The following is a 24691-nucleotide window of genomic DNA, read 5'->3' as shown; positions in this document are numbered from 1 at the left end:
GGGAGCTGGCTTGCCAGCGATGAGGCCAGCACATGCAACGCAACTTCCGAGGAAACAGCCCATGCCTGCCATTCAGAAAATCCTGATCGCCAACCGCGGTGAAATCGCCTGCCGCATCCAGCGCACCGCCCAGGCTTTGGGCTACCGCACCGTCGCCGTCTTCAGCGACGCCGACGCCAACGCGCTGCACGTGCAAATCGCCGATCAAGCCGTGCACATCGGCCCCGCCCCCGTGCAGCAGTCCTACCTGAACATCCCGGCGATCATCGACGCCGCGCGCCGCAGCGGTGCCGACGCCATCCATCCTGGCTATGGCTTCCTCTCGGAAAACGCCGAGTTCGCCCGCGCCTGCGAACAGGCTGGCCTGACGTTCATCGGCCCGAGCGTCGCAGCCATCGAATTGATGGGCAGCAAACGCCGCTCGAAAATCGCCATGCTCAACGCCGGTGTACCGTGCATCGCTGGCTACCAGGGCGCCGAGCAGGACGACGCGACCCTGCTGCGCGAAGCCGAACGCATCGGCTACCCCTTGATGATCAAGGCCAGCGCCGGTGGCGGCGGTCGCGGCATGCGCCTGGTGCACGATGCCGCGGATTTGCCGGCGCAGTTGCGCACCGCACGTTCCGAAGCGTTGAACGGTTTCGGCAGCGACGAATTGATCCTCGAACAGGCGCTGATCGAACCACGGCATGTCGAAGTGCAGTTGTTTGGCGATCAACACGGCAACCTGATCTACCTCGGCGAGCGCGATTGCTCGGTGCAGCGCCGCCATCAGAAAGTCATCGAAGAAGCGCCCTGCCCGGTGATGACCGCCGAGTTGCGCCAGGCAATGGGTGAGGCGGCGCTCAAGGCCGGGCGTGCGGTGAATTATGTCGGTGCCGGCACGGTGGAATTCTTGCTCGATGCACGCGGGCAGTTTTACTTTTTGGAGATGAATACCCGCTTGCAGGTCGAGCACCCAGTGACCGAGCTGATCACCGGACTGGATCTGGTGGCGTGGCAATTACTGGTCGCCGAGGGGCAACCGTTGCCGCTGACTCAGGACCAAGTGCAACTCAGTGGCCATGCCATGGAGGTGCGACTCTACGCCGAAGACCCCGCGCTGGATTTCCTGCCGCAAACCGGTCGCGTACAAGCGTGGGAACCGGCGTTGCAGCGCGGCGCACGCATCGATCATGGTCTGCTTGCAGGGCAATCTGTCAGCCCGTTCTACGACCCGATGCTGGGCAAACTGATCGCCCACGGCGCCACCCGCGAAGAGGCCCGGCGCAAACTCCTGCGCGCAGTGCAGGACACAGTGTTGCTGGGTGTGCAAAGCAATCAGCGTTTGCTCGCCGGCCTGCTGCAGCATCCGCAGTTCATCAGCGGTGACTTCAGCACAGCGTTCATCACGCAGCATTTCAGCGACCACCCGAGCCTGCACATTTACTCGCCAAGTGCTGAAGATCTGGCCATTGCCGCCGTGCTGTTTTATCAAACCAGTGCCCTCAGCCACCGCGCGCCACTGTCCGGTTGGCGCAACAATGCCAACGTGGCGCTGCACTACCGTCTCGGCCGCGACGAGCAGAACTGGACGCTGCAACTGCTCGCGCAAGCGCACGGCGTATTCAAGGTGCAGGTCGCCGAACGCACGCTCGAACTGAAACTAGTCGACCGCGATGCGCAGTCGGTGACGCTGGAAGTCGACGGCTTGCGTCAAACTCACCCTTATCACCTCGATGGCGAACAACTCTGGCTGTTCACCCATCCCGGCAGCCTGCAGGTGGAGGATCGAACTCACGCGGTGATCGACAGTCAGACCAGCGTCAGTTCCGGCACCTTGAAAGCGCCCATGGACGGCGCCATCGTCGACGTACTGGTCAGCGAAGGCAGCCCGGTCAGCAAGGGTCAGCTGCTGGTGGTACTGGAGGCAATGAAAATGGAGCACCCGCTCAAGGCCGGCATCGACGGCGTGCTCAAGCGGGTGCAGGTCAAGGTCGGCGATCAGGTAAAAAATCGTCAGGTTCTGTTGCAGGTGGAGTAGTCAGCCAAGCGCAAACGCAGGGTTTGGCTACGCTCTGAATAATCAGAACGTACAAATCAGGAACCCTGCGATGCCCCACTGGCTGGTCATAGATCTGGAAGCCACCACCGATGAGGGTGGCTGGCCGGTCACCGAGATGGAAATTATCGAGATCGGCGCCACGCTGGTCGATCGTGCCGGGCGCGAGCAGGATCACTTCCAGCGCTTCGTCAAACCGACACGGCGGCCGTTGCTGACGCCGTTCTGTCGTGAGCTGACGCACATCACCCAGGCCAATATCGACTCGGCGCAGCCGTTGACCGAGGTCTGGCCGGCGTTCGAGCGCTGGCTCGCACAACATCAGCCACGGCTTGAAGGCTGGGCCAGTTGGGGCGACTACGATCGCAAGCAATTGCTTCAGGAATGGCAGCGTCTGAATATCGACAGCGGCTTGAGCAAAGTGCCGCACATGAACCTCAAACAACGTTTTGCCAAGGCCCGGCGCCTGGAGCGGCCATTGGGCCTCAACGGCGCGCTGCAATTGGCCGGCATGCAGTTCAACGGTCAGCAACACCGGGCGCTGGAAGATGCGCGCAACACCGCGCGATTGTTGCCGCTGGTTTTGCCACTCTAGGGTCAATTCGAGAACTCGCCGGACAGGCGCCGGGCAGGTGACGGCGCCGAAAGCCTTGTGCATACTGGCCGCCTCCATTTTTTAGCCCTTTTCGAGGAATCGCCCATGTTTAAAGTCAACGAGTACTTCGACGGCACCGTCAAGTCGATCGCCTTTGGCACCGCTGAAGGTCCGGCGACCATCGGCGTCATGGCCCCGGGCGAATACGAATTCGGCACCAGCCAGCGTGAAATCATGCACGTGGTCTCCGGCGCACTGACCGTCAAACTGCCCGACAGCAGCGATTGGGAAACCTTCGCCGCCGGCAGCCAGTTCAACGTCCCGGCCAACAGCAAGTTCCAGCTGAAAGTCGCCGTCGACACCGCTTACCTGTGCGAATACCGCGGCTAAAACCCTCGGCTGCACCCAATAAAAAATGCCCGTGTCCAAGGACACGGGCATTTTTCGTTTCAGCGAGGCTTACTCGAGGATTTCCACCGGCATTCCGACTTCAAGCCGACCATTGCTGTCATTGACCAGGTTCTGGCCGAACATCGCGCCATCGGCTTCGGCGCGGTATTTCTGCAAGGTAGCCAAGGGTTCACGATCGGCACTGCGCTCGCCGGTTTGCGGGTCGATGGTGGTGAGGATGCAGCGCGAGCAAGGCTTGACCACGCGAAACTCGACGTCGCCAATGCGAATCCGCTTCCAGCTGTCCTCGGCATACGCCTCGCTGCCTTCGATCACCAGATTCGGGCGAAAACGCAGCATCTCCAGCGGCCGCCCGACCTTGTGCGAAAGGTCCTGCAGCGACGCTTCACCAATCAACAGCAGCGGAAACCCGTCAGCGAAAGCGACCTGATCATCATCCTTGCCAAAACCTGACTGCGTGGTACGCGCACGATCCAGCGGCACCTGCACCAGACGGGTCGGCTTGCCGATGAACGCACTGACCCAACGGGCCGCCTCGTCACCGGCATCCGGCACGCGCAACGTATCACGCCAGATCGTCACGCCGCGCAGTTCGGCGTCGTCGCCTGGCAGGGCGATTTCGATGGAAGACTGTTGGGGTGCGCTCAGGGTCAAACCGCCCTGAGCATTCCACAGGGCCGACAACTGACTCATCTTCGCTTCCGCGCGCTGGGTCAGGAAGCGGCCACTGGCTTCGTCCACGAGCATCCAGCGTCGGTCGCCATCAAGCCCCAGCTTGTCGAGGTCGACGCTTTGCAGCACATCGACTTTGCCGGATTTCAACGGGTAACGATAAAGCGCGCTCAGACGCAGCATGGCCAGCTCCCTGGAGGATAAAACCGCCACCCTATACGAGCTTCATGCACGAATCAAAAGATCAATTCGTACACTTTAATCTGCCTGAAACTGAAACCCTGTGGTGAGGGGATTTATCCCCGATGGGGCGCGAAGCGGCCCCCTCGATGTTCCCTGAAAAGCCCGGGCTGCTGCGCAGCCATCGGGGATAAATCCCCTCGCCACAGGGCTCACTCCTACAAAGGGGGGTGATCAGGCCGGGACTTCGTCGAGCATCAGGCGCTGGCGCACCACGTCGACCAGTTTGTCCGGCTGGAATTTGGAGAGGAAGTTGTCGCAGCCGACCTTCTTCACCATCGAGTCGTTGAAGCTGCCCGACAGCGAAGTGTGCAGCACCACGTACAGCCCACGCAGGCGCGGGTCATTGCGAATTTCGGTGGTCAGACGGTAGCCGTCCATTTCCGGCATTTCCGCATCGGTGAAGATCATCAGCAGCTTGTCGGTCATGTTCACGCCGGTGTCGGCCCAGGCCTTGAGCATATTCAGCGCCTTCAAACCGTCGCTGGCGATGTGCATTTTCACACCGAGTTGGCCAAGGGTGTCGCGCAGTTGCGAAAGCGCCACGTTGGAGTCGTCCACCAGCAGCACTTCACGGCCACGCGCACGCTCCAGCACTGGGTCTTCGAGTTTTTCCCGCGAGACTTTGGCGTTGTACGGGACGATTTCGGCGAGGACTTTCTCGACGTCGATGATCTCCACCAGTTGATCGTCGACTTTGCTGATCGCGGTCAGGTAATGCTGGCGACCGGCACTGGTCGGCGGCGGCAGGATGGCTTCCCAGTTCATGTTGACGATGCGGTCGACACCACCGACGAGGAAGGCCTGCACCGAACGATTGTACTCGGTGACAATAATCGTACTGTTCGGCCCCGGCACCAGCGGACGCATGCCGATCGCCTGTGACAGGTCGATGACGGGCAAGGTCTGACCGCGCAGATTGACCACACCGCAAACGAATGGGTGACGCTGAGGCATCAGCGTCAGCTTCGGCAACTGCAAGACTTCCTGAACCTTGAACACGTTGATCGCGAACAATTGGCGTCCGGCCAGACGAAACATGAGAATTTCCAGGCGATTCTCACCCACCAGTTGCGTGCGTTGGTCTACCGTGTCGAGAATGCCGGCCATCAATGACTCCTGGGCTTGTTCTGATGAATTCACTATGTGAGGTTATCGGCTGCGCGTGGCGGTTCTTTATCGCCATGCCAAGCCCCGTTAAAAATGCCATGCTCAGGCATTGATGTCACATTAACATCATGCTTTACTGGCCCGGTGATTTTCATCTGCTACATTCTCTGCAGCGCGACCTCGGTTGGCGCCGTAGGTTCCCGCGCCTAAGGGATTCCCCTAGGAGCAATCAGGCCTAACCTGATGTTCGCAATATCCAATAGCCATTAATGTGACGCCATTCTCATTGCATGAACGGAGTCAGGCTATTGTGTGCGATCGCAGGTCAGTGGAAACACCTCCTCTCGAAACTCCGAATCTGTGCACCTGCACACCGGGGCGCGATCTTGCGACGGTTCACGATCGTCGACACACACGGCATTCCCTCATCAGACATGACGTTGTGGAGATAAGCATGCCAAACGATCGCAAGGACTGGGCGCAACGGTTCCCCGAGTTTCTCCTCGAGGCTGAAACGCTCTTGGCCAAGTCCGAGGAATGCCTCAGCCACCTGCAACTGATCAGCAACGACAAGGACGCCATCGAGTGCATGCTCAGCACGCTGCTGAAGCTGGCGAGCAAGGCAGATGCGCTGGCGCTGCAAGCGATTTCCGAATTTTCCCTGCATCTCCACGGCCTGCTCAATCATGCGCAGGACGAGGTCGACCTGCATGCTCAGGCGCTCAACGCACTGCAAGACTGCTTCACGTTGATGGCCTGGCAATTGGAACTGGTCGATCAAACCACTGGCCAGTTGAGCCTCGACGACAGCGAGCAGACCTCCCTGATCGAGGCCTTTGCCTCCCAGGTCGGCCAAAGCCAACTGCAACTGCCGCACCACGTCAAACCACTGTCCCTGGTGGAGTATTCGGAGCGGCAAGCCTGACTCAGTGAAAGATTGCGCGTTGCCGGAGTCTGAAAGCGCAGACGGCGAATGTCGCAATTGAATAGTTCATACCTGCCAGCGACATAGTCGAATAAATAATCACACCTGATCTCAACGGACTTCTCGCTGCCGGTATCAGGGTTTGCCTGTGTATAAATAAGTCACTATCGATTCCTGTCGAATTGAATAAATCAACTTTTCCATAATGGAACTCACGTCCAATACGACGTAATTCCTGACCGACTGGACATATATAGCAAACGCGACCAACGGTATCTTAAGTGGTATTATGCCGCGCATTAGTTGCTTTCAATTAATGGCACAGTGATTCCAGCGATAGGCTGCCAACGAAGTTGGCGGTTCAATATCGATCACGCGACCTTGTTGAATTCAATAACATAAATGACAGTGTTTTCAGACAGAGATCCGTCAGCCACTCTGATCGGTCTGCCCGCAGCGAACATCCATTGGCTCCATCCGTTATGTACGCCAGCCTCAAGTCAATCGCCACATGGCCACCTTCCCGGGAAAATGCCCGCCGGTTCACGCTCATACTGAGTGTCGCCGCCGCGCTCGGCAGTGTGCTGACCTATGGTTTTTCCCTGCCGCTTTGCCTCGGACTGCTGCTGCTCAACGTCGCTGCCACCACGTGTGTCTGGGTGCAATATCGGCTGTCGCGCAAGTCGATCAAGTTTCAGCCGCAGGAGTTGGCCGACCGCTTACTGGAAGTCCAGGAAAACGAGCGCCATCGCCTCAGCCGGGAATTGCACGACGACATCGGCCAACTGCTGACTGCCGCCAAACTGCAAAGTGAATGGCTCAAGCGCCGCTTGCCGGACGACTTGCAGGAACAATGCAGCGTGCTCTGCGACACCCTTGAGGAAACCCTCAACAAAGTGCGCGACGTGTCGGCCATCCTCAATCCACGGCAACTGACCAGCCTTGGCCTGGAAGCCAGTCTGCGCGCGCACTTGCTCAAGACGCTGACCAACACGTCGGTGCACTGGAGCCTGGATTGCCAGCAGCGGCTGAACGGCATTCCCGAAGAAATGGCGGTTGCCGCCTTTCGCATTACTCAGGAAGCCGTGACCAATATCCTGCGCCATGCGCAGGCAAAGAATCTGCTGATTCGCGTCCAGCGTCTGCCCAAAGGCCTGACGCTGCTGATCAGCGATGACGGTCAGGGATTCGCCCCGGCAGCCAATCCGGGGCGGGAAGGACAACGCGGCATGGCCGGGATGGCCGAACGGATGGAGCAGTTGGGCGGCACCCTGAGCGTTACCAGCGAGCCGGGCAAAGGCACTCAAATCGAAGCACTTTTCCCCTGGGCGCCGCGTGCACTCGAGCGGGCCAGTACGAATAAGGTTATGCGTTGACTTGTAACTTACTTCTGGTGGATGACCACTCGCTGATCAGGGCCGGCGTGCGCGCTCTGGTGCTGGATATTCCCGGCTACGCGGTGATTGGCGAGGCCAATGACGGCTCGCAACTGCTCGAAATGGTCGAGCAATTGAGTCCCGATATCGTCCTGCTGGATATTTCCATGAAAGAAACCGGCGGCCTTGAAGCCCTGCAGCGACTCAAGCGCGTGCGCCCGCAAAGCAAAGTGCTGATCCTGTCGATGCACACCGACCCGGCGCTGATCATGCAAGCGCTGGAATCCGGCGCGCATGGCTACCTGCTCAAGGACACCACCGCCACCGAACTGGAACACGCGCTCGAAGCGTTGCGCAATAACGAGCGCTATCTGAGCCCGGCCATCGCCCATACAGTGATCAATCAGGCCCTGACGCGCAACCAGAAGACCCAGCCGGAAACCAGCGACTCGCACAATCTGACCGCGCGCCAACTGGAAATCCTGCGGCTGATCGTGCGCGGCAAATCGACCCGGGAGATCGCCAACGGCCTGGGCCTGAGCATCAAGACCGTCGAAACCCACCGCTCGCAGATCATGAAACGCCTGCAGATCTACGACGTGGCAGGCCTGGTGCTGTTCGCCGTGCGCGAGCAGATCATCAGTCTGGACGACTGACCGCGCCACTCAACAGTGGCGAATCAGCCGGCAAATGCACCTGCAGCGCTGCCGGGCGCGCTTCGAAACGCATGCTGTCGCCTTCCAGTGGCTCACCGTCGAGATTGATATAAAGCCCTTCGGCCACCTTGATTTCGACCCACGGCAAGCGGGTCCGCACAAACATGTTTTCGATGCCGAAACCGTCGCTGAGCAAATTTTTCAAAGTCCCCACCAGCTCCTGAGGCGCCGGCAGAATACTGATGTCCAGCAGGCCATCATCGGCCAGCGCCTGCGGACACAATACGTGCCCGCCGCCTGCCTGACGTCCATTGCCGATGCCCAGCGCAAGCAGTTCGCCACTCCAGTGGAAGTCCGGGCCTTGCAACTCGCCGTAGGCTGCATGCAATTCACTGAAGCGCGACAGGCCGGTGAACAGATACGCCGCCCCGCCCAGGACCTTTTTCAAGTCTTCCGAAGTATTGGCCGTGACCTGACTGCCAAAACCGCCGGTGGCCATGTTGAGAAAGATCTGCCCGCCAACCTCACCGAGATCGATGTCACGCGGCGACACCTCCAGCAACTCGAGGGCCTCGGCCGGTTCCAGCGGTACGCCTGCCGCACGGCAAAAATCGTTGGCCGTGCCCAAGGGCAACAGCACGAGACTGGCCTCGCCGGGATGCGCCGACAACGCCTGAGCGATGTCGCGCAAGGTGCCATCGCCACCGCCGGCAATGATGGTGCGGTAACCGGCGGTCAGCGCTTCCTCGACCATGCGTTCGGCGTCACCCGCCTCCCAGGTCACCCGCACCGCCAGCTCCCAGCCTTGCTCGCGTTTGCGTTCGACAGCGCTGCGCACCGCCTCGTTGAGTGCCTGCTTGCCATGCAGAATCATTAGCGCCCTGCGTTCACTCATTACGGTCACTCCCTGAATGGAATCGGTACGAGACATCTTGACCACTGCGCCACGTAAAAAAGCCGCAAGAATGGCAATTATTTCAAGCGCCCAAGCTTGCTCGTCCTACAGAGCAGGAAATCTTCCTACAAAACCTGAGGAAACGGCTGAATTGACCCGGCGCCAGCATTGGCACATCGTGCGCCGGCAACAGCAATTTTTCGATCTGAAACACACAAGGAAGTGCAGCAATGAGTGGATACACGTTTAGCGCTTGCGATCGTTCAAAGGATAGCGAGCAACGGCCAGCAGGTGGACACCTCAATGCATAGCCAGGAAACCAGAACGCCGGTCAGCCCGCTTGCCCCACTTACGGAGAGTCGCGCCAGCCACAGCAACGGCGCCAAAACCGGAGAAGTGAATATGGAACCTCGCATCACCGAGCTTGAGACCCACCTCAAATACATTCGCCGGGACATGGATGAAGTTCGCGGCGATGTCAGAACCATCAAACATCGGCTGGCCTACTCCGCAGGTGCAACCGCGGTCGTGCTGGGCTTGCTCGGATGGGTGGCGAACAGTCGGTTCGACCAGCTCGTCTCGATCATGACGCGCTGACCGTACAGGCAGGCTACGGAGACAACCTCCGAGCCTGCCCCTGCGATCGACGTGTCAGCTCAGCAGCTCGCTGAGCGAAATGAAGACTACTTCGTCGCCCTCGCCAAGCGTGCGCCCCTCCAGCACCTCCACCAGTCCATCGGCCCAGGCCGCACTGCGCAGGACACCCGAACTTTGATTGCGATAAATAACCGCACGACCTTGCTCAAGGCGACCCCGCAGATACTCACGGCGATTGCCTGCCACGGGCCAGTCAAACCCCGCCGGCACCGGGAACTTCAGTGGCTCCACGTCCTGCACGCCCTGGCGACGCAACAGATAGGGACGGGTCAGCAAGGCGAAGGTCACCAGGGTCGAAGCCGGATTACCCGGGAGGCCGATCACCGGCACCTTACGAAAATGGCCGAACGTCAGTGGCTTGCCGGGTTTGATCGCGAGTTTCCACAACGCCAGCTCCCCCTCCTCCCTCAGCGCAATGCCGAGAAAATCGGCCTCACCCACCGACACGCCTCCGGTCGAGAGAATCAGGTCGACATCCTGCAAGGCGCCAAGCCGCTCACGGGTTGTGGCCAGATCGTCCGGAAGAATCCCGGCATCAATCACTTCACACCCCATGCGTTGCAACCAACTGCACAGCACCACCCGGTTGCTATTGTAAATCTGCCCCGGACCCAACGCCTGCCCCGGTTCGACCAGCTCATCGCCAGTGGACAACACCGCCACGCGCACCTTGCGCACCACGCTCAATCCGGCACAACCCAGAGACGCAGCCAGGCCTTGCTCGATCGGTCCGAGCCGGGTGCCGGCCGACAAAACCAGCTCACCCACCGTGGTTTCCTGGCCTTGCGGACGGATGTTCTGTCCTGGCGTCATCCTTTCGAGAAAACGTACACGACCCTCTGCAAGGACCTCGGCGTTTTCCTGCATTTCAACGCAATCGGCACCCGCCGGTACCGGAGCGCCAGTGAAGATGCGCGCACAGGTACCCGGCGCGAGCGCTTCGGGAGCCTGCCCGGCGAAGACCTTTTGGCTCACCGGCAAAGGTTCGCCCGTCCAGTCAGCCAGGTTCAGCGCATAGCCATCCATCGCACTGTTCGGCCACGGCGGCAGATCCAGCGTCGAAATCAGATCCTCGGCCAGCACGCGGCCCTGAACGTCTGCCAATGGCAAAAATTCCCGCTCGGCAATCGGCGAGGCCTCGGCCATTTCCAGCAGGCGCGCCAGCGCCACTTCGACCGGCATCAAGGCACCGGTCTTGCCCGGCTTACCCACGGGATTCACAAGGTGCCGCCTGTTTCAGATGGGGCACGAAGTTGCAGGGACGGTGCCGGGAATCCAGTTGCTCGGCGAGAATGCCATCCCAGCCGGTGCGCACGGCGTTGGTCGAGCCTGGCAGGCAGCACACCAGCGTGCCATTGGCCAGACCGGCCAAGGCCCGGGATTGCACGGTGGATGTACCGATATCGGCCACCGAGATCTGCCGGAACAATTCACCAAAACCATCCACCTGCTTGTCGAGCAGACACGCCACTGCTTCAGGGGTGCTGTCCCGACCGGTAAAACCAGTGCCCCCGGTAATCAGTACGACCTGCACGACATCGTCAGCAATCCAGCTGGCGACTTGCGCACGGATTTTGTAGAGGTCATCTTTGAGCAACACCCGTTCAGCCAGCAGGTGGCCTGCGGCCGTCAGGCGGTCGACGAAGACCTGGCCCGAAGTGTCGGTTTCCAGCGTTCGGGTATCACTGACAGTCAGCACGGCGATATTGAGCGGTGCGAAAGGTACATCAGCCTTGGCTTTCATAGGCTCGTCCAGTTGTAGGAGAAACAGCCCGGTGTTATATCACAGCGCCCCCTTTTTTCGCCGCCCCTCTGGAGAGCCGACATGACGCTGAATACACATTTGCCCGCCTGCTCCGTTCTGCTCCTGGCAGGCGGACGCGGCCAACGCATGGGGGGGCAGGACAAAGGGCTGGTGGAGTGGCTGGGCGAACCGCTGATTGCGCATTTGCAGCGTAAAGTGCGCCCGCTGACGGATGATTTGATCATCTCCTGCAACCGCAATCGTGAACGCTATGCCGCGTACGCCGATCATCTGGTGGTCGATGATGAAGGCGACTTTCCGGGGCCGCTGGCCGGTATTCGTGCCGGCTTGAAAGCGGCGCGCCATACTCACCTGCTGGTGTTGCCATGCGATGTTCCGCGCATCGACGAGACGCTGCTGCAAAGCATGCGGGAAACCGCCAATCAGAATCCTGAAAAACCTTTAATGTTACGTCATGACGAGCACTGGGAACCGCTGCTGTGCGTGATCCCGGTCGCCCTGCTTCCGGCCTTCGAAGACGCCTGGAACGCCGGTGAGCGCAGTCCCGGCCGCGTCATGCGCCATCTTGGTGTCACTGCCCTGCAATGCCCGGACAATGACCCTCGACTGGCCAACCTCAATACCCCGGAACTGTTAAATTCGCACAACACTGTGTCAGACTGACAGCACTCAAGGAACTCTCACGCCTTGTATACGTCTCAAGCTCAGTAACCAAAAGAATTTCCATTCGGAGACACACCATGACTCAACGGACCCTCGCCACTCTCATGCTCGCACTGGGCCTGGCTACCCTCGCCGGTTGCTCGTCGCCAACAGTGATCACGCTGAATGACGGTCGCGAAATCCAGGCCGTCGACACCCCGAAATACGATGATGATTCGGGCTTCTACGAGTTCAAACAGCTGGACGGCAAAGAGACCCGCATCAACAAGGATCAGGTTCGCACCGTTAAAGAACTGTAAGGTTCGACGCGACGCCTGAAGCAGTCAGATTGACTGGTTAAAAAAATGCCCCGATACGTCGGGGCATTTTTTATGCGCGCAACAAAGCTACCGGGCAGTCAACCGATACACCCGCTCCTCAAGCCGCGTAGCACCGGCCTGCACAAACTTGCCACTGTCACTCAGCACATCCTGCGATTGCAGCACCTGCATCTGCCAGAGGCCGCCGAACAAGCGCTGCACTTGCGCATCATCCACAGAGAACGGCGGCCCCGGTATTTGCGCCTGATCGTAATCCAGCGTAATCAGCAGCCCCTTCAAACCGGCCGCCAGAATGTTTTGCAAATGCTCGGCATAGTGCTCGCGCATTGGCACTGGCAAGGCGATCACGGCAGCACGGTCGTACAGCGCGGCGCAACCGGCAACATCCTCTGCGGTCAGCGCGAAAACGTCACCACACCACAGCTCAATCGAACCGGCGCGATAAACCTTGAAAGCACCGTGCTCGCTGATCTGCGGCTGAAGTTGCTGTTCAGTGAAAAAATCCTCGACAGCCTTCTGCGACAGCTCAATGCCAAGCACCTGATACCCACGCCCGGCCAGCCACAGCAAATCCAGACTTTTCCCACACAACGGCACCAGCACGCGTGCTTGTGCTGGAAGCTGCAGATCCGGCCAGAAACGCTGCAGATACGGGTTCACCGCAGGCAAATGAAAGCCGATCTGGTTCGAAGCCCACTTCTTGTGCCAAAACTCAGGTTGCATCTATCACCCCTAAAAAATCGATCAAAAAGCGTTAAAACTTATATTAGATTTAGATCAATGATCTGACTGAAGATGGGTCATCTTAACGCTCAGGAACCCTCTTATGTTTCCCAGCCTGTTTATCTCCCACGGCTCACCGATGCTCGCACTGGAACCGGGCGCCAGTGGCCCGGCCCTGGCGCGACTGGCAGCCGAACTGCCGAAACCGAAAGCCATCGTGATCGTCTCCGCCCACTGGGAGAGCCACGAGCTGTTGGTCAGCAGCAACCCACAGCCGGACACCTGGCACGACTTCGGGGGCTTTCCCCGCGCATTGTTTGAAGTGCAATACCCGGCGCCGGGCGACCCGCAACTGGCGGCGCAAATAGCCGAGCTGCTGGCGGCCAACAATCTACCGGCGCGTCTCGACCCTCAGCGTCCGTTCGATCATGGCGTATGGGTGCCGCTGTCGCTGATGTACCCGCAGGCGGACATTCCAGTGGTTCAGGTTTCCCTGCCGAGCCGTGTCGGCCCGGCGTTACAGACTCGCGTTGGTCGTGCGCTGGCCGGTTTGCGTGAGCAAGGCATTCTGCTGATCGGCTCTGGCAGCATCACCCACAACCTGCGCGAACTGGACTGGCATGCCGGACCGGAAAGCGTTGAGCCTTGGGCGCGGGACTTCCGCGACTGGGTGATCGACAAGCTGACGGCGAACGATGAGGCGGCATTGCACGATTACCGCCAGCAAGCGCCGAACGCGGTGCGCAGTCATCCGAGTGATGAGCATTTGTTGCCGTTGTATTTTGCGCGGGGCGCGGGTGGTGAGTTCAGCGTCGCGCATCGGGGGTTCACGATGGGCGCGCTGGGGATGGATATTTATCGTTTCGGGTAAAAGCAAAAGATCGCAGCCTTCGGCAGCTCCTACAGGTAAATGCATTCCCATGTAGGAGTTGCCGAAGGCTGCGATCTTTTGACCCTGAAAAACAGGCAAAAAAAATCCCCGAACCAGTCGGGGATTTTTTATCTGCGATCAATCAGCCCAAGGGCGGATCAATCTTCGCGGTAGCGACGCAGCTTCAACTGCTTACCAGCAACGCGAGTGTCCTTCAGTTTGGTCAGGAGTTTATCCAGACCATCTTCCGGCAGCTCGACGAGGCTGAAGCTGTCACGCACCTGGATGCGACCGATCGCTTCACGGGCCAGACCACCTTCGTTGAGGATGGCGCCCAGCAGGTTTTTCGCGGCGATACCGTCACGCGCACCCAGCGCGGTACGGCAACGAGCACGGCCTTCGCCCAAAGGCATTGGCGCGCGACGCTCGCGGTCACCACGATCAGGACGATCACCGGTGCGCTCAGGACGGTCGCCACGCGGTGCGTTGTTCGGCACCAGTGGGCGTTCCTTCTCGATAGCAGCCAGGTTCAGTGCTTGACCGTTGGTGGCTTTGCGCAGCAGGGCTGCAGCCAGAGCACGCGGAGTGCAGCCGATGTCTGCAGTCAGACGATCAAGCAGCTCACCGTGAGTCGATTCGGCATCAGCAACCAGCGGCGACAGGCTGTTGGTCAGTTTCTTGATGCGCGCATCGAGAACGGCTTGAGCGTCCGGCAGGCGAACTTCAGCCACTTTCTGACCGGTTACACGCTCGATCACTTGCAGCATGCGGCGCTCACGTGGAGTCACCAGCAGCAGTGCACGACCTTCGCGACCGGCACGGCCAGTACGGCCGATACGGTGAACGTAGGACTCTGGGTCGTACGGCATGTCAACGTTGAACACGTGAGTGATGCGCGGAACGTCCAGGCCACGAGCAGCAACGTCGGTCGCCACAACGATGTCCAGACGGCCATCTTTCAGTGAGTCGATCACGCGCTCACGCTGGTTCTGGGCGATGTCACCGTTCAGCGCCGCGGCTTTGTAGCCTTTGGCGTCGAGGGCGCTGGCCAGATCCAGGGTCGCTTGCTTGGTGCGCACGAACATGATCAGCGCGTCGAAGTCTTCCACTTCCAGCAAGCTGAGAACGGCCGAAGTCTTCTGGTCAGCGTGAACCAACAGGTGAGCCTGTTCGATCGCGGTAACGGTCTGGGTCTTGGTCTGGATCTTCACGTGTTGCGGATCGCGCAGGTGGCGTTCGGCAATGGCGCGGATCGACTGCGGCAGGGTAGCCGAGAACAAAACGGTCTGACGGGTCGCTGGCAGAGCCTTGAAGATGACTTCCAGGTCATCCATGAAGCCCAGCTTCAACATTTCGTCAGCTTCGTCGAGAACCAGGTGGTTCACGGTCGACAGCACTTTTTCGTCACGACGCAGGTGGTCGCACAGACGGCCCGGAGTGGCGACAACGATCTGTGCGCCATTACGGATTGCTTTCAGTTGTGGGCCCATCGGCGCGCCGCCGTAAACGGCCACAACGGTAACGCCCGGCATTTGCTTGGCGTAGGTTTCAAAAGCGGTTGCTACTTGCAGCGCCAACTCACGAGTTGGCGCCAGGATCAGGGCTTGCGGTTCGCGCTTGGCAGGATCGATGCGGTGCAGGATAGGCAGTGCGAACGCGGCGGTTTTACCGGTACCGGTTTGCGCCTGGCCAATCATGTCCTGGCCGGCCATGATGATCGGGATCGATTGCTGCTGAATCGCCGAAGGCTCTTCGTAGCCAGTCGCTGCGACGGCTGCAAGAATATTCGGGTTAAGATTAAAAGCGGCGAATCCGCCGGTTTCCTGGGTCATGGGTCTGCCTCTAAGTGCATCCGCAAAGACCCATGCTCCAAAGCTGCGCATGCCGTGTTGAGACTCAAGAGTCGCCCTGGCAGCTTTGTCGGCGGGGATTTGCGAAAACGAATGAATGAAAAAAAAGAATCGTCCGGGAAGAGCCCGCAATGCGGACGTGCAGCCGAAGCTGACTTCGGGAAATTGCGCTACCTAAACGCGGCCCGGTTAAAGGCCGGCGCGCACTATACCGGATTTTGCCCGAAAAGGGAGCTTTTTTTATCGCCTGAATGCGTGTGTCACCGCTGTGTAACGGGGTTTTGCGGATAATCGCGCCAAGGTCTATTTTTCAAAGGCCCGGCCCTGCGGGCGATGACGCTTAAACGATTCACCGACCTGCGGCATTCCGTCGCCGCACCCGCCCTTCCCGCCCGAGGATTTACCATGAACCAGCCCTGCGCCGGCCGCGTCAGCCGAGAACGTCGTGGTCACGTGCACTTGATCGGCCTCGATCGGGCGGCCAAGCGCAATGCTTTCGACCTCGACCTGCTCAATGCACTGAGCCTGGCCTATGGCGAGTTCGAGGCCGATAACGAGGCCCGGGTGGCCGTGGTATTTGGCCATGGCGAGCACTTCACCGCCGGTCTGGATCTGGTGAATGCCAGCTCGGCGCTGGCGCAAGGCTGGCAGGTTCCGACCGGTGGTTGCGACCCGTGGGGTGTTTTCGTCGGGCCGCGGGTGAGCAAACCGGTGATTGTCGCCGCACAGGGCTACTGCCTGACCATCGGTATCGAGCTGATGCTGGCCGCCGACATCAACCTCTGTGCGAGCAATACCCGCTTCGCGCAGATGGAAGTGCAGCGTGGGATCTTTCCTTTTGGCGGCGCGACGTTGCGTTTCCAGCAGATCGCCGGTTGGGGCAACGCGATGCGCTGGTTGCTGACCGGGGATGAGTTTGATGCGCACGATGCGTTGCGCTTGGGGCTAGTGCAGGAAGTGATGGCCAGTGAGGATTTGCTGCCACGGGCGATTGAGTTGGCCGAGCGGATTGCCCGGCAGGCGCCATTGGGGGTGCAAGCGACGTTGCTGTCAGCGCGACAGGCTCGCTATGAAGGTGAGACCGCGGCTGCGCAGGGGCTGCCGGCGCTGGTGAAGAAGTTGTTGGCCAGTGAAGATGCCAGGGAGGGCGTGCGGTCTTTGGTGGAACGCCGCCCTGGCATTTTCAAAGGAATCTGAGAATTATGGCGCCTGTCTGGGCCCCATCGCTGGCAAGCCAGCTCCCACAGTGACCGAGTAGTTCACACATTTTGCGTACGGCGCGAACCCTGTGGGAGCTGGCTTGCCAGCGATGGGGCCAGCTCTGACGCCTCAGGTCGCCGGGCGAATACTGTTGATCAACGATTGCAACGAATACCCCAACCGCGGCGCCAAGGCTTCAGCCCGAGCGGTCAGCGCCTGCATGTCGAGCTCCTGATCGAGATCCGCCGGCACCAGCAGAATCACATTGCCCTCCTTCACCGGCAGTTCCCAGTAATGCCGGTGATAGAGCCCGCGCAACAGCGCCGCGCCCAACGGCTGGCCATCATCGGTGGCCCACTGATTGATCACCAGCCAGCCCCCCGGATTCAAGCGCTTCTGGCAATCACCGAGAAACCCCCAGGCCAGATGCCCGACACCCGGGCCGACGTCAGTGTAGAGGTCGACGAAAATCAGATCCGCAGGCTCGGCAGTCGGTAACAACTCCAGCGCATCGCCGACACGGATGTACAGCCGCGGATCATCGTCCAGCCCAAGGTATTCGATGGCCAGACGTGGCACGTCCGGGCGCAGTTCGATGGCCTCGACATCTTCCAGCGGCAGAAACTTGAGGCAGGCCTGGGTCAACGTGCCTGCGCCCAACCCGAGGAACAGCGCACTCTCGGGCAGCTCATGGCACAACGCACCGATCAACATCGCGCGGGTGTAGTCGTACTCCAGCCAGCTCGGGTCAGCGGTGAACACGCAGCTCTGCTCGATCGCATCACCGAATTCGAGAAAGCGGTAATCAGCCACTTCCAGCACGCGAATCACGCCGAACTCGTCCTGTACTTCGGCGAGCAGATGCTCGACGCGCTCCTCAGTCATTTCGTCTCCTGATGGTCACCGGGCGCGGTGACGCGATGGCACCGCTGTGGCACCGTGGCAAAACCGCGATTGTCGGCGATGGGGCGGGAACAGGTCACGCACTAATTGCTGCTAACATGGCCGTCCGTGCGAAGAACCTTAGAGACCGTGATGAGCCAACCGTGGAGCCCTGACAGCTGGCGCGCCCTGCCGATCCAGCAACAACCCCAATACCCCGACGCCGCGCACCTGCGCCAGGTCGAGCAAACCCTGGCCAGTTATCCGCCGCTGGTGTTCGCCGGCGAAGCTCGCGAGCTGCGTCGTCAGTTTGCCGAAGTCACCCAAGGCCGGGCGTTTCTGTTGCAGGGCGGTGATTGCGCCGAAAGCTTCGCCGAGTTCTCCGCAGCAAAGATTCGCGACACCTTTAAAGTGTTGCTGCAAATGGCGATCGTCATGACCTTCGCCGCCGGTTGCCCGGTGGTCAAAGTCGGACGCATGGCCGGTCAGTTCGCCAAACCGCGTTCGGCCAACGACGAGACCATCGATGGCGTGACGCTGCCGGCTTATCGCGGCGACATCGTCAACGGCATCGGCTTCGACGAAAAGAGCCGCGTGCCGGACCCGGAACGTCTGCTGCAGTCTTATCATCAATCGACCGCGACGCTGAACCTGTTGCGCGCCTTTGCCCAAGGCGGTTTTGCCGACCTGCATCAGGTACACAAGTGGAACCTCGATTTCATCGCCAACTCGGCGCTGGCCGAGAAGTACAGCCACCTCGCTGATCGTATCGATGAAACCCTGGCGTTCATGCGCGCCTGTGGCATGGACAGCTCGCCGCAACTGCGCGAAACCAGTTTCTTCACCGCCCACGAAGCGTTGCTGCTGAACTACGAAGAAGCCTTCGTGCGCCGCGACAGCCTGACCAACGATTACTACGATTGCTCGGCGCACATGCTGTGGATCGGCGACCGCACCCGTCAGCTCGACGGCGCGCATGTCGAGTTTCTGCGCGGGGTGAACAACCCGATCGGCGTGAAGGTCGGCCCGAGCATGAACCCCGATGATCTGATCCGCCTGATCGACGTGCTCAATCCGGACAACGATCCGGGTCGCCTGAATTTGATCGCGCGGATGGGCGCGAACAAGGTCGGCGATCACCTGCCGGCGCTGATCCGCGCGGTGCAGCGTGAAGGCAAGCAGGTGCTGTGGAGTTCCGACCCGATGCACGGCAATACCATCAAGGCCAGCAGCGGTTACAAGACCCGCGACTTTGCGCAGATTCTTGGCGAGGTGAAGCAGTTCTTCCAGGTGCACGAAGCGGAAGGCACTTATGCCGGCGGGATTCACATCGAGATGACCGGACAGAACGTCACCGAATGCATCGGTGGTGCGCGGCCGATTACCGAAGATGGCTTGTCGGATCGCTATCACACGCATTGTGATCCACGTATGAATGCCGATCAGTCGCTGGAGTTGGCGTTCCTCATCGCTGAAACCCTCAAGCAAGTTCGCCGCTAGAGTTCGATATCTTTATCGCTTGAACCGGCCTCTTCGCTGGCAAGCCAGGCTCCCACAGGATCTGCGTCGCGCACAAAATTGATGAATGACGCGGTCAATGTAGGAGCTGAGCTTGCTCGCGAAGGCGCCCGCTCATCCCCCTCATTCAACAGGTTCGCCGCTAGGGTTCGATATCTTTGTCGTTTGAACCGGCCTCATCGCTGGCAAGCCAGGCTCCCACAGGATCTGCGTCGCGCACAAAATTGATGAATGACGCGGTCAATGTAGGAGCTGAGCTTGCTCGCGAAGGCGCCCGCTCATCCCCCCTCATTCAACAGGTTCGCCGCTAGGGTTCGATATCTTTGTCGTTTGAACCGGCCTCATCGCTGGCAAGCCAGGCTCCCACAGTGACCGCGCCGATCACAAAATCTGTGTACGACGCAGAACACTGTGGGAGCCTGGCTTGCCAGCGATGGCGTCAGTTCAGTCACAGCCGATCTGGGCGAATGCCACTCGTAATCGTGCAGCACTCTCGCGCTGACAATTGAGCTGTACCCGCGCAAGCCCCAACCAATCCGCCATCCGCCGTAAATTCACCGCCAGCGCCAACATCCCCGCCTCATCCAGCCCCGGCTCTTCCTCGTGCACCGCATGCACCGCCAGTCGTCCCGCCGCCCGCTCAGCACGCAGATCAACCCGCGCCGCAATCCGTTCATTGTGCAAAAACGGCAACACGTAATAGCCGTAAACCCGCTTGTCTTGCGGCGTGTAAATCTCCAGCCGATAGCGGAAATCGAACAACCGCTCGGTGCGGCTGCGCTCCCAGATCAACGAATCGAAGGGCGACAGCAGCGCACTGGCGACCACCTTGCGCGGGACTTTCGGCTCCGGCAGGCAATAAGCGATCTGCCGCCAACCGGCCACTTCGCATATTTGCAGTTGCCCCGCCTCGACCAGCTCAGCCAGTCGCGGACGCGCATCCGCCGGATTCAAACGAAAGTAATCGCGCAGGTCTTTCTCCGTACCGACGCCCAACGCCTGTGCTGCATGCAACAGCAAACCACGCTGCGCCTCGGCCTCATCGGGCAACGCTTGCTGCAGAATGGACGAAGGAATCACTCGCTCCGGCAAATCATACAAACGCTCAAACCCACGTCGTCCCGCTACCGTCACTTCACCGGCAGCAAACAACCACTCCAGCGCGTGCTTTTCCGCGCTCCAGTCCCACCATGGCCCGGCCTTGTCTTCGCGGGTCGACAGACTGCCGGCGCCGATCGCGCCCTGCTCTTGCACCGAACTCAACACGCGACGTACAACGTCTTGCTGCTCGCGACCAAACTTGGCCAGTTGCTGATAAATATCTTCGCCGCGCCTGGCGCGTTGCATGCGCCAGCCCATCAACGGATACATCGACAGCGGCAGCAATGACGCTTCATGGCCCCAATATTCGAACAACGAACGACGACGCCCCGAACTCCAGGCAGCCTGGTCGAGCAAGTCAGAAGGATAGTTACCGAGACGGGAAAACAGCGGCAGGTAGTGCGAGCGCACCACGGCGTTGACGGAATCGATTTGCAGCAAGCCCAGCCGTTCGATCAGCCGGTTGAGGTGAGTGGCCTTGACGGTCGGCGGCTGGCGCCCGTTGAACCCTTGGGCGGCCAGCGCCAGACGTCGCGCCTGTTTGAGGGAAAAGGATACTGTTGCGGGCATGAGCATCTCCTTGTCTGCTCGCAACCTACCTCACCTGAAAGTGTTTTGTGTAGCACTGGCGTCATCATTTATGCATCGGATCATCCCAGAACGGCCGCACAGACTCGTGTTCGACGTCGGCACGACTGACCCCGATGTCTTTCAACGCTTCGTCGCTCAGACTGGCGAGCAACTCACGTTCACGGTGCAATTCATACCAGCGGCTAAACTTGTGCAGCAGGTCGGAAACGATATGGCCGTGGCCGTCAAATTTGTCTTCGCTTACATACTCTCTTTGACCTTTCATCGTGTTGCCCTCCATGTGGATGGCTCAAGTCTCGCGCCAGCGCTAAGATCAATCCAACGAATGTTTCTGATGGCATGCATCACGGAGATTCATCAATTGTCGGCCTACCCCAGTATCGATACCGATGTGTTGCGCACCTTTGTCGCGATTGCCGATCAGGGTGGTTTCACCCGCGCCGGTGAAATGGTCAACCGCACGCAATCGGCGGTGAGCATGCAGATGAAGCGTCTGGAAGAGGACGTGTTGCAGCGCCAGTTGTTCGAGCGCGACGGCCGACAGGTACGCCTGACTGCCGAAGGCCAGGTGCTGCTTGGTTACGCGCGGCGCATCCTCAAGCTGCACAGCGAGGTGTTCAACACCCTGCGCGAGCCACACATGGTCGGCACGGTGCGCATCGGCACGCCGGATGATTATGTGATGCGTTTTCTGCCGGGAATTCTGTCGCGGTTCGCGCAGTTCTATCCGTTGATCCAGATCGAAGTGCATTGCGAGTCGACCAAACAGCTGTTGCAGCGCACCGATCTGGATCTGTCGATCGTTACCCGCGAGCCGGGCAACGAGATCGGCCAACTGCTGCGCAAGGAGCGTTTCGTCTGGGCCGAGGCGCAGAATTTCAGCGCGCATGAACAAACGCCGCTGCCGCTGGCGATGTTCAACAGTGATTGTTTCTGCCGCTTGTGGGCGTGCAATGCGCTGGACGCGATGGGCCGCGATTACCGCATCGCCTATAACAGCACCAGTTTGTCGGCGCTGATGGCCGTGGTCAGCGCGGGTCTGGCGATCACCGCGCAACTGGAAAGCCTGATCACCCCGGACATGCGCATTCTTGGTGCCGACCAAGACCTGCCGTTGCTGCCGGAGGCGAGCATCATGCTGGTGCGCAACCTGAACAACCCGTCGCCGATCACCGAGTGCCTGGCCGAGCACATCGTCGAAGGCTTCAAACTTTAAACGCGAGCATCACCGCACACAGCACCAGAAAACCGCAGAACAGCCCACGCAGGAGTTTTTCCGGCATCGCGTGGGCGACCTTCACGCCCCAACTGATGCTGGCCAGACCACCGATGGCCAGCGGCAGGCCGATCATCCAGTCCACTTCGTGATGCACTGCGTAGGTCACCAGGGTCACGCCGGTACTTGGCAGTGCCAGCGCCAGCGACAAACCCTGCGCGACGACTTGTGTGGTGCCGAACAGGCTGGTCAGCACTGGCGTCGCCACCACCGCCCCGCCGACACCAAACAATCCGCCCATGGTCCCGGACGCCGCGCCGAGCACACCCAGCCACGGCCACGAATAGCGCATTTCGGAAGTCGCAGCGGGTTGCTTGCCGAACATCTTCACCAGGTTGTAAGCCGACAGCACCACAAGGAACGCAACGAAACCGATGCGCATGGTTTGCGCATCGATGCCGACCGCCCAGATCGAACCGATCCAGGCAAAACAAAAGCCCATCAGCGCCAGTGGCAGCGCGTGGCGCAGTTCGATGCGATTGCGCTGGTGATAGCGCCACAGCGCCAGCATTACGTTGGGCACCACCATGACCAGCGCCGTGCCTTGAGCGATCTGTTGATCGAGGCCGAACCACACGCCCAGCAACGGAATCGCGATCAAACCGCCGCCGATGCCAAAAATGCCACCCAAGGTGCCGAGTGCGGCGCCAAACAGCAGGTACAACAAAAACTCCATCACAGCCCAATTCCTCTAACGTCAGGCAACTCATCCTACGCAGTCGCCGCTGGCGGGGAAACGCACAGCAACGCACAATGGCTATGCCGATTTCGCACAAGCACCGGGCCGAACATGAATCCCAATCAATTGACCGACCAACTCGGGCTGTTTCTCGACGTGCTGGAGAGTGGCAGTTTTTCCGCCGCTTCGCGCCGTCATCCGCTGACGCCCTCAGCGGTCGCGCGGCGTATCGACAACTTGGAAAATGCTGTCGGCAGCCAATTGTTCATTCGCAGCACCCACGCCGTACTCGCCACGCCGGCCGGTCTGGCGTTCGCCGAGCGGGCGCGGCGCATCGTCGCCGAGTTGCAACTGGCGCGGGCTGAAGCGGTGTCCTTAAGCAGCGCCCCCGAAGGCTTGATCCGCATCGATGCCCCGGCCGCGTTCGGGCGGCGACATCTGGCGCCGGTGATTGCCGACTTCCTCGTCCTCTATCCGGGGCTGGATGTGCAATTGCACCTGATCGACAGCTTCGTCGACATGGGCGGCTCGAATCTGGGCAAGGTTGATCTGGTGTTGCGCGCAGGGCAACTGGCCGATACGCGGCTGGTGGCCACGCCGTTGGCGAGCATGGTGCGCATTGCCTGCGCCAGCCCGGACTACCTCAAGCGTCGCGGCATCCCCAAGCACCCCGCACAGTTGAGCGAACATGACGGCCTGGATTGGGAAGGACTCGCCCCGCCCTTCGCCTGGCGATTCGAACAGGACGGTCAGATGCAATTGCACCGTCCGGCGCGGATCCGCATGAGCGCCAACAATGCCGAGGCGCTGGTTTGCGGCGCATTGGCCGGGCTAGGCATCGCCCATTTACCCACTTGGCTGGCCAGCGAATACCTGCTGCGCGGCGAGTTGCTGCCGCTGTTTTGCGAAAGTGGCCTGCCGAAGGCTGAATCCACGGGTATCTACGCGCTGCGTATGGAGCAGCAAACCAACTCCCGCAGTCGCTTGCTGCTGGAGTATCTGAAGACGCGGTTCAGCCCGGTGCCCCCTTGGGATCTGGCGCTGCAGCGGGACCTGGGTCGTCATTAGCGCCGGCGAATTATCTGGCGCATTAAACATTCGGGCGCTAGATTCATGACCATTACCGATCAAGGCTTTGATATGACTTCCGACCGCAACACCCCCGACGTCTGCGAAGAACTGCTGCTGGACAATCAGGCGTGCTTCGCCCTGCACTCCACTTCGCTGATGATGACCAAGGTCTACAAGCCGCTGTTGCAGGCGCTGGGCCTGACGTATCCGCAGTACCTGGCGATGATGGTGCTGTGGGAAAAGGACGGTTTGACGGTCGGAGAGATCAGCACAAAGCTGCTGACTGATCCGGGTTCGCTGACGCCGCTGCTGAAACGGCTAGAGGGCGAAGGCCTGCTCAGCCGCACGCGCAGCCGAGAGGATGAGCGGGTAGTCATCGTCGAATTGACCGAACAGGGCCGAGCGCTAAAAGATCGGGCGCGCACGGTTCCCCCTTGCATCCTCGGCGCCAGCGGTTTCTCCATCGAGCGCCTGCAAAATCTGCAAGCAGAACTCCAGGCACTACGCAGCCACCTGCAAAACAGCCTTACCTGAATCTACCTCTCCCCCCCTGCAGGAGCTGCGGCACGCTGCGATCTTTTGACCTGGGCTTTTTCAAGATCA

Annotated in this window: 26 protein-coding genes; 15 read left to right on the top strand and 11 right to left on the bottom strand. The window is 60.1% G+C overall.

Going from position 1 to position 24691, the window contains the following annotated elements; all coding sequences use genetic code 11:
* Positions 1–61 precede the first annotated feature (61 nt).
* From EJA70_RS21335 to EJA70_RS21325, 3 genes are all read left to right on the top strand, one after another.
* Entirely contained in the window at positions 62–2023 is a 1962-nt protein-coding gene (locus tag EJA70_RS21335; protein WP_158833294.1) for an acetyl/propionyl/methylcrotonyl-CoA carboxylase subunit alpha, read from the top strand.
* 70 nt (positions 2024–2093) lie between these two features.
* Positions 2094–2636 carry an exonuclease domain-containing protein gene (locus EJA70_RS21330; protein WP_008088215.1) on the top strand — a complete coding sequence of 181 codons (543 nt, stop codon included), beginning with the start codon at positions 2094–2096 and terminating at the stop codon, positions 2634–2636.
* A 105-nt stretch (positions 2637–2741) separates the two neighbouring features.
* Positions 2742–3026: a pyrimidine/purine nucleoside phosphorylase gene (locus tag EJA70_RS21325; RefSeq protein WP_007940055.1), complete on the top strand. Its 285-nt coding sequence runs from the start codon at positions 2742–2744 to the stop codon at positions 3024–3026.
* Between the two features lie 69 nt (positions 3027–3095).
* Here the strand turns inward: EJA70_RS21325 and EJA70_RS21320 are convergent, their stop codons facing one another.
* Both EJA70_RS21320 and EJA70_RS21315 read right to left on the bottom strand, forming a co-directional pair.
* Positions 3096–3902, bottom strand: coding sequence for an MOSC domain-containing protein (locus EJA70_RS21320; RefSeq protein ID WP_008088217.1), 807 nt, complete (start codon positions 3900–3902; stop codon positions 3096–3098).
* A 231-nt stretch (positions 3903–4133) separates the two neighbouring features.
* Positions 4134–5069, bottom strand: a complete 936-nt coding sequence (locus EJA70_RS21315) for a chemotaxis protein CheV (RefSeq protein WP_007908676.1) — start codon at positions 5067–5069, stop codon at positions 4134–4136.
* 454 nt (positions 5070–5523) lie between these two features.
* Here EJA70_RS21315 and EJA70_RS21310 point away from each other — a divergent pair, with 454 nt between their 5' ends.
* The 3 genes from EJA70_RS21310 to EJA70_RS21300 all read left to right on the top strand — a co-directional run bounded on the left by EJA70_RS21310 (position 5524) and on the right by EJA70_RS21300 (position 8026).
* Positions 5524–5994, top strand: a complete 471-nt coding sequence (locus tag EJA70_RS21310; RefSeq protein ID WP_158833292.1) for a hypothetical protein — start codon at positions 5524–5526, stop codon at positions 5992–5994.
* 482 nt (positions 5995–6476) lie between these two features.
* The gene (locus EJA70_RS21305) at positions 6477–7370 is read left to right on the top strand and encodes a sensor histidine kinase (RefSeq protein WP_158833368.1); all 894 of its coding nucleotides are present in this window, start codon (positions 6477–6479) and stop codon (positions 7368–7370) included.
* Positions 7367–8026: a response regulator transcription factor gene (locus EJA70_RS21300; RefSeq protein ID WP_008088222.1), complete on the top strand. Its 660-nt coding sequence runs from the start codon at positions 7367–7369 to the stop codon at positions 8024–8026. The genes EJA70_RS21305 and EJA70_RS21300 overlap by 4 nt, the downstream gene beginning before the upstream one ends.
* Here EJA70_RS21300 and yegS read toward each other — a convergent pair.
* On the bottom strand, positions 8010–8921 hold the full coding sequence (gene yegS, locus EJA70_RS21295; RefSeq protein ID WP_158833290.1) for a lipid kinase YegS: 912 nt from the start codon (positions 8919–8921) through the stop codon (positions 8010–8012). The two genes, EJA70_RS21300 and yegS, sit on opposite strands and share 17 nt — an antisense overlap.
* Before the next feature lie 303 nt (positions 8922–9224).
* Between yegS and EJA70_RS21290 the strand changes: the two genes are divergently transcribed.
* The gene (locus EJA70_RS21290; RefSeq protein WP_008088226.1) at positions 9225–9518 is read left to right on the top strand and encodes a hypothetical protein; all 294 of its coding nucleotides are present in this window, start codon (positions 9225–9227) and stop codon (positions 9516–9518) included.
* Positions 9519–9572: 54 nt separating this feature from the next.
* Here EJA70_RS21290 and glp read toward each other — a convergent pair whose 3' ends face one another.
* Together glp and moaB are read right to left on the bottom strand one after the other, a co-directional pair.
* Entirely contained in the window at positions 9573–10799 is a 1227-nt protein-coding gene (gene glp / locus EJA70_RS21285; protein ID WP_158833288.1) for a gephyrin-like molybdotransferase Glp, read from the bottom strand.
* The gene (gene moaB, locus EJA70_RS21280; RefSeq protein WP_008088229.1) at positions 10783–11322 is read right to left on the bottom strand and encodes a molybdenum cofactor biosynthesis protein B; all 540 of its coding nucleotides are present in this window, start codon (positions 11320–11322) and stop codon (positions 10783–10785) included. The genes glp and moaB overlap by 17 nt, the downstream gene beginning before the upstream one ends.
* 81 nt (positions 11323–11403) lie before the next feature.
* Between moaB and mobA the strand changes: the two genes are divergently transcribed.
* Entirely contained in the window at positions 11404–12006 is a 603-nt protein-coding gene (mobA, locus tag EJA70_RS21275; RefSeq protein ID WP_158833286.1) for a molybdenum cofactor guanylyltransferase MobA, read from the top strand.
* A gap of 77 nt (positions 12007–12083) precedes the next feature.
* Positions 12084–12305: a YgdI/YgdR family lipoprotein gene (locus EJA70_RS21270; protein ID WP_008088233.1), complete on the top strand. Its 222-nt coding sequence runs from the start codon at positions 12084–12086 to the stop codon at positions 12303–12305.
* An 87-nt stretch (positions 12306–12392) separates the two neighbouring features.
* Here the strand turns inward: EJA70_RS21270 and EJA70_RS21265 are convergent, their stop codons facing one another.
* A complete protein-coding gene (locus EJA70_RS21265) occupies positions 12393–13049 on the bottom strand; it encodes a thiopurine S-methyltransferase (RefSeq protein WP_158833284.1) in 657 nt (218 codons plus the stop codon).
* A 103-nt stretch (positions 13050–13152) separates the two neighbouring features.
* On the opposite strand from EJA70_RS21265, the gene EJA70_RS21260 reads away from it, so the two are divergent.
* Complete coding sequence (locus EJA70_RS21260) at positions 13153–13920, top strand: class III extradiol ring-cleavage dioxygenase (RefSeq protein ID WP_158833282.1); 768 nt, start codon at positions 13153–13155, stop codon at positions 13918–13920.
* 158 nt (positions 13921–14078) lie between these two features.
* On the opposite strand, the gene EJA70_RS21255 is transcribed toward EJA70_RS21260, so the two are convergent.
* Positions 14079–15752, bottom strand: coding sequence for a DEAD/DEAH box helicase (locus EJA70_RS21255; RefSeq protein WP_008088238.1), 1674 nt, complete (start codon positions 15750–15752; stop codon positions 14079–14081).
* A gap of 423 nt (positions 15753–16175) precedes the next feature.
* On the opposite strand from EJA70_RS21255, the gene EJA70_RS21250 reads away from it, so the two are divergent.
* Positions 16176–16967, top strand: coding sequence for a crotonase/enoyl-CoA hydratase family protein (locus EJA70_RS21250; RefSeq protein WP_158833280.1), 792 nt, complete (start codon positions 16176–16178; stop codon positions 16965–16967).
* Between the two features lie 132 nt (positions 16968–17099).
* Here the strand turns inward: EJA70_RS21250 and EJA70_RS21245 are convergent, their stop codons facing one another.
* Positions 17100–17855 carry a spermidine synthase gene (locus EJA70_RS21245; protein WP_158833278.1) on the bottom strand — a complete coding sequence of 252 codons (756 nt, stop codon included), beginning with the start codon at positions 17853–17855 and terminating at the stop codon, positions 17100–17102.
* A gap of 150 nt (positions 17856–18005) precedes the next feature.
* On the opposite strand from EJA70_RS21245, the gene EJA70_RS21240 reads away from it, so the two are divergent.
* On the top strand, positions 18006–19352 hold the full coding sequence (locus EJA70_RS21240; protein WP_007964815.1) for a class II 3-deoxy-7-phosphoheptulonate synthase: 1347 nt from the start codon (positions 18006–18008) through the stop codon (positions 19350–19352).
* Between the two features lie 462 nt (positions 19353–19814).
* On the opposite strand, the gene EJA70_RS21235 is transcribed toward EJA70_RS21240, so the two are convergent.
* Together EJA70_RS21235 and EJA70_RS21230 are read right to left on the bottom strand one after the other, a co-directional pair.
* Positions 19815–21041, bottom strand: coding sequence for a winged helix-turn-helix domain-containing protein (locus tag EJA70_RS21235; protein WP_158833276.1), 1227 nt, complete (start codon positions 21039–21041; stop codon positions 19815–19817).
* A gap of 64 nt (positions 21042–21105) precedes the next feature.
* On the bottom strand, positions 21106–21327 hold the full coding sequence (locus tag EJA70_RS21230; RefSeq protein WP_008088246.1) for a DUF1127 domain-containing protein: 222 nt from the start codon (positions 21325–21327) through the stop codon (positions 21106–21108).
* Positions 21328–21423: 96 nt separating this feature from the next.
* On the opposite strand from EJA70_RS21230, the gene EJA70_RS21225 reads away from it, so the two are divergent.
* Positions 21424–22278: a LysR substrate-binding domain-containing protein gene (locus EJA70_RS21225; protein WP_172680137.1), complete on the top strand. Its 855-nt coding sequence runs from the start codon at positions 21424–21426 to the stop codon at positions 22276–22278.
* Here the strand turns inward: EJA70_RS21225 and EJA70_RS21220 are convergent.
* Positions 22268–23017, bottom strand: coding sequence for a sulfite exporter TauE/SafE family protein (locus tag EJA70_RS21220; RefSeq protein WP_178116951.1), 750 nt, complete (start codon positions 23015–23017; stop codon positions 22268–22270). The genes EJA70_RS21225 and EJA70_RS21220 overlap by 11 nt on opposite strands.
* A gap of 111 nt (positions 23018–23128) precedes the next feature.
* Here EJA70_RS21220 and EJA70_RS21215 point away from each other — a divergent pair, with 111 nt between their 5' ends.
* The gene (locus EJA70_RS21215) at positions 23129–24085 is read left to right on the top strand and encodes a LysR family transcriptional regulator (RefSeq protein ID WP_158833272.1); all 957 of its coding nucleotides are present in this window, start codon (positions 23129–23131) and stop codon (positions 24083–24085) included.
* Positions 24086–24130: 45 nt separating this feature from the next.
* Positions 24131–24622, top strand: coding sequence for a MarR family winged helix-turn-helix transcriptional regulator (locus EJA70_RS21210; RefSeq protein ID WP_158833270.1), 492 nt, complete (start codon positions 24131–24133; stop codon positions 24620–24622).
* Positions 24623–24691: the final 69 nt, after the last annotated feature.

This window comes from Pseudomonas sp. PB103 (genome assembly GCF_009764635.1).
GTDB lineage: Bacteria > Pseudomonadota > Gammaproteobacteria > Pseudomonadales > Pseudomonadaceae > Aquipseudomonas.
The sequence above is the reverse complement of the archived record's forward strand: the minus strand, read 5'-3'. Positions and strand labels throughout refer to the sequence as shown.

What these genes read in the sequence shown, in the direction of transcription:
- EJA70_RS21335 (WP_158833294.1), top strand. Translation starts at nt 62, where the DNA reads ATGCCTGCCATTCAGAAAATCCTGATCGCCAACCGCGGTGAAATCGCC.
- EJA70_RS21330 (WP_008088215.1), top strand. Translation starts at nt 2,094, where the DNA reads ATGCCCCACTGGCTGGTCATAGATCTGGAAGCCACCACCGATGAGGGT.
- EJA70_RS21325 (WP_007940055.1), top strand. Translation starts at nt 2,742, where the DNA reads ATGTTTAAAGTCAACGAGTACTTCGACGGCACCGTCAAGTCGATCGCC.
- EJA70_RS21320 (WP_008088217.1), bottom strand. Translation starts at nt 3,902, where the DNA reads ATGCTGCGTCTGAGCGCGCTTTATCGTTACCCGTTGAAATCCGGCAAA.
- EJA70_RS21315 (WP_007908676.1), bottom strand. Translation starts at nt 5,069, where the DNA reads ATGGCCGGCATTCTCGACACGGTAGACCAACGCACGCAACTGGTGGGT.
- EJA70_RS21310 (WP_158833292.1), top strand. Translation starts at nt 5,524, where the DNA reads ATGCCAAACGATCGCAAGGACTGGGCGCAACGGTTCCCCGAGTTTCTC.
- EJA70_RS21305 (WP_158833368.1), top strand. Translation starts at nt 6,477, where the DNA reads ATGTACGCCAGCCTCAAGTCAATCGCCACATGGCCACCTTCCCGGGAA.
- yegS (WP_158833290.1), bottom strand. Translation starts at nt 8,921, where the DNA reads ATGAGTGAACGCAGGGCGCTAATGATTCTGCATGGCAAGCAGGCACTC.
- EJA70_RS21290 (WP_008088226.1), top strand. Translation starts at nt 9,225, where the DNA reads ATGCATAGCCAGGAAACCAGAACGCCGGTCAGCCCGCTTGCCCCACTT.
- moaB (WP_008088229.1), bottom strand. Translation starts at nt 11,322, where the DNA reads ATGAAAGCCAAGGCTGATGTACCTTTCGCACCGCTCAATATCGCCGTG.
- mobA (WP_158833286.1), top strand. Translation starts at nt 11,404, where the DNA reads ATGACGCTGAATACACATTTGCCCGCCTGCTCCGTTCTGCTCCTGGCA.
- EJA70_RS21270 (WP_008088233.1), top strand. Translation starts at nt 12,084, where the DNA reads ATGACTCAACGGACCCTCGCCACTCTCATGCTCGCACTGGGCCTGGCT.
- EJA70_RS21265 (WP_158833284.1), bottom strand. Translation starts at nt 13,049, where the DNA reads ATGCAACCTGAGTTTTGGCACAAGAAGTGGGCTTCGAACCAGATCGGC.
- EJA70_RS21260 (WP_158833282.1), top strand. Translation starts at nt 13,153, where the DNA reads ATGTTTCCCAGCCTGTTTATCTCCCACGGCTCACCGATGCTCGCACTG.
- EJA70_RS21255 (WP_008088238.1), bottom strand. Translation starts at nt 15,752, where the DNA reads ATGACCCAGGAAACCGGCGGATTCGCCGCTTTTAATCTTAACCCGAAT.
- EJA70_RS21250 (WP_158833280.1), top strand. Translation starts at nt 16,176, where the DNA reads ATGAACCAGCCCTGCGCCGGCCGCGTCAGCCGAGAACGTCGTGGTCAC.
- EJA70_RS21245 (WP_158833278.1), bottom strand. Translation starts at nt 17,855, where the DNA reads ATGACTGAGGAGCGCGTCGAGCATCTGCTCGCCGAAGTACAGGACGAG.
- EJA70_RS21240 (WP_007964815.1), top strand. Translation starts at nt 18,006, where the DNA reads ATGAGCCAACCGTGGAGCCCTGACAGCTGGCGCGCCCTGCCGATCCAG.
- EJA70_RS21235 (WP_158833276.1), bottom strand. Translation starts at nt 21,041, where the DNA reads ATGCCCGCAACAGTATCCTTTTCCCTCAAACAGGCGCGACGTCTGGCG.
- EJA70_RS21230 (WP_008088246.1), bottom strand. Translation starts at nt 21,327, where the DNA reads ATGAAAGGTCAAAGAGAGTATGTAAGCGAAGACAAATTTGACGGCCAC.
- EJA70_RS21215 (WP_158833272.1), top strand. Translation starts at nt 23,129, where the DNA reads ATGAATCCCAATCAATTGACCGACCAACTCGGGCTGTTTCTCGACGTG.
- EJA70_RS21210 (WP_158833270.1), top strand. Translation starts at nt 24,131, where the DNA reads ATGACCATTACCGATCAAGGCTTTGATATGACTTCCGACCGCAACACC.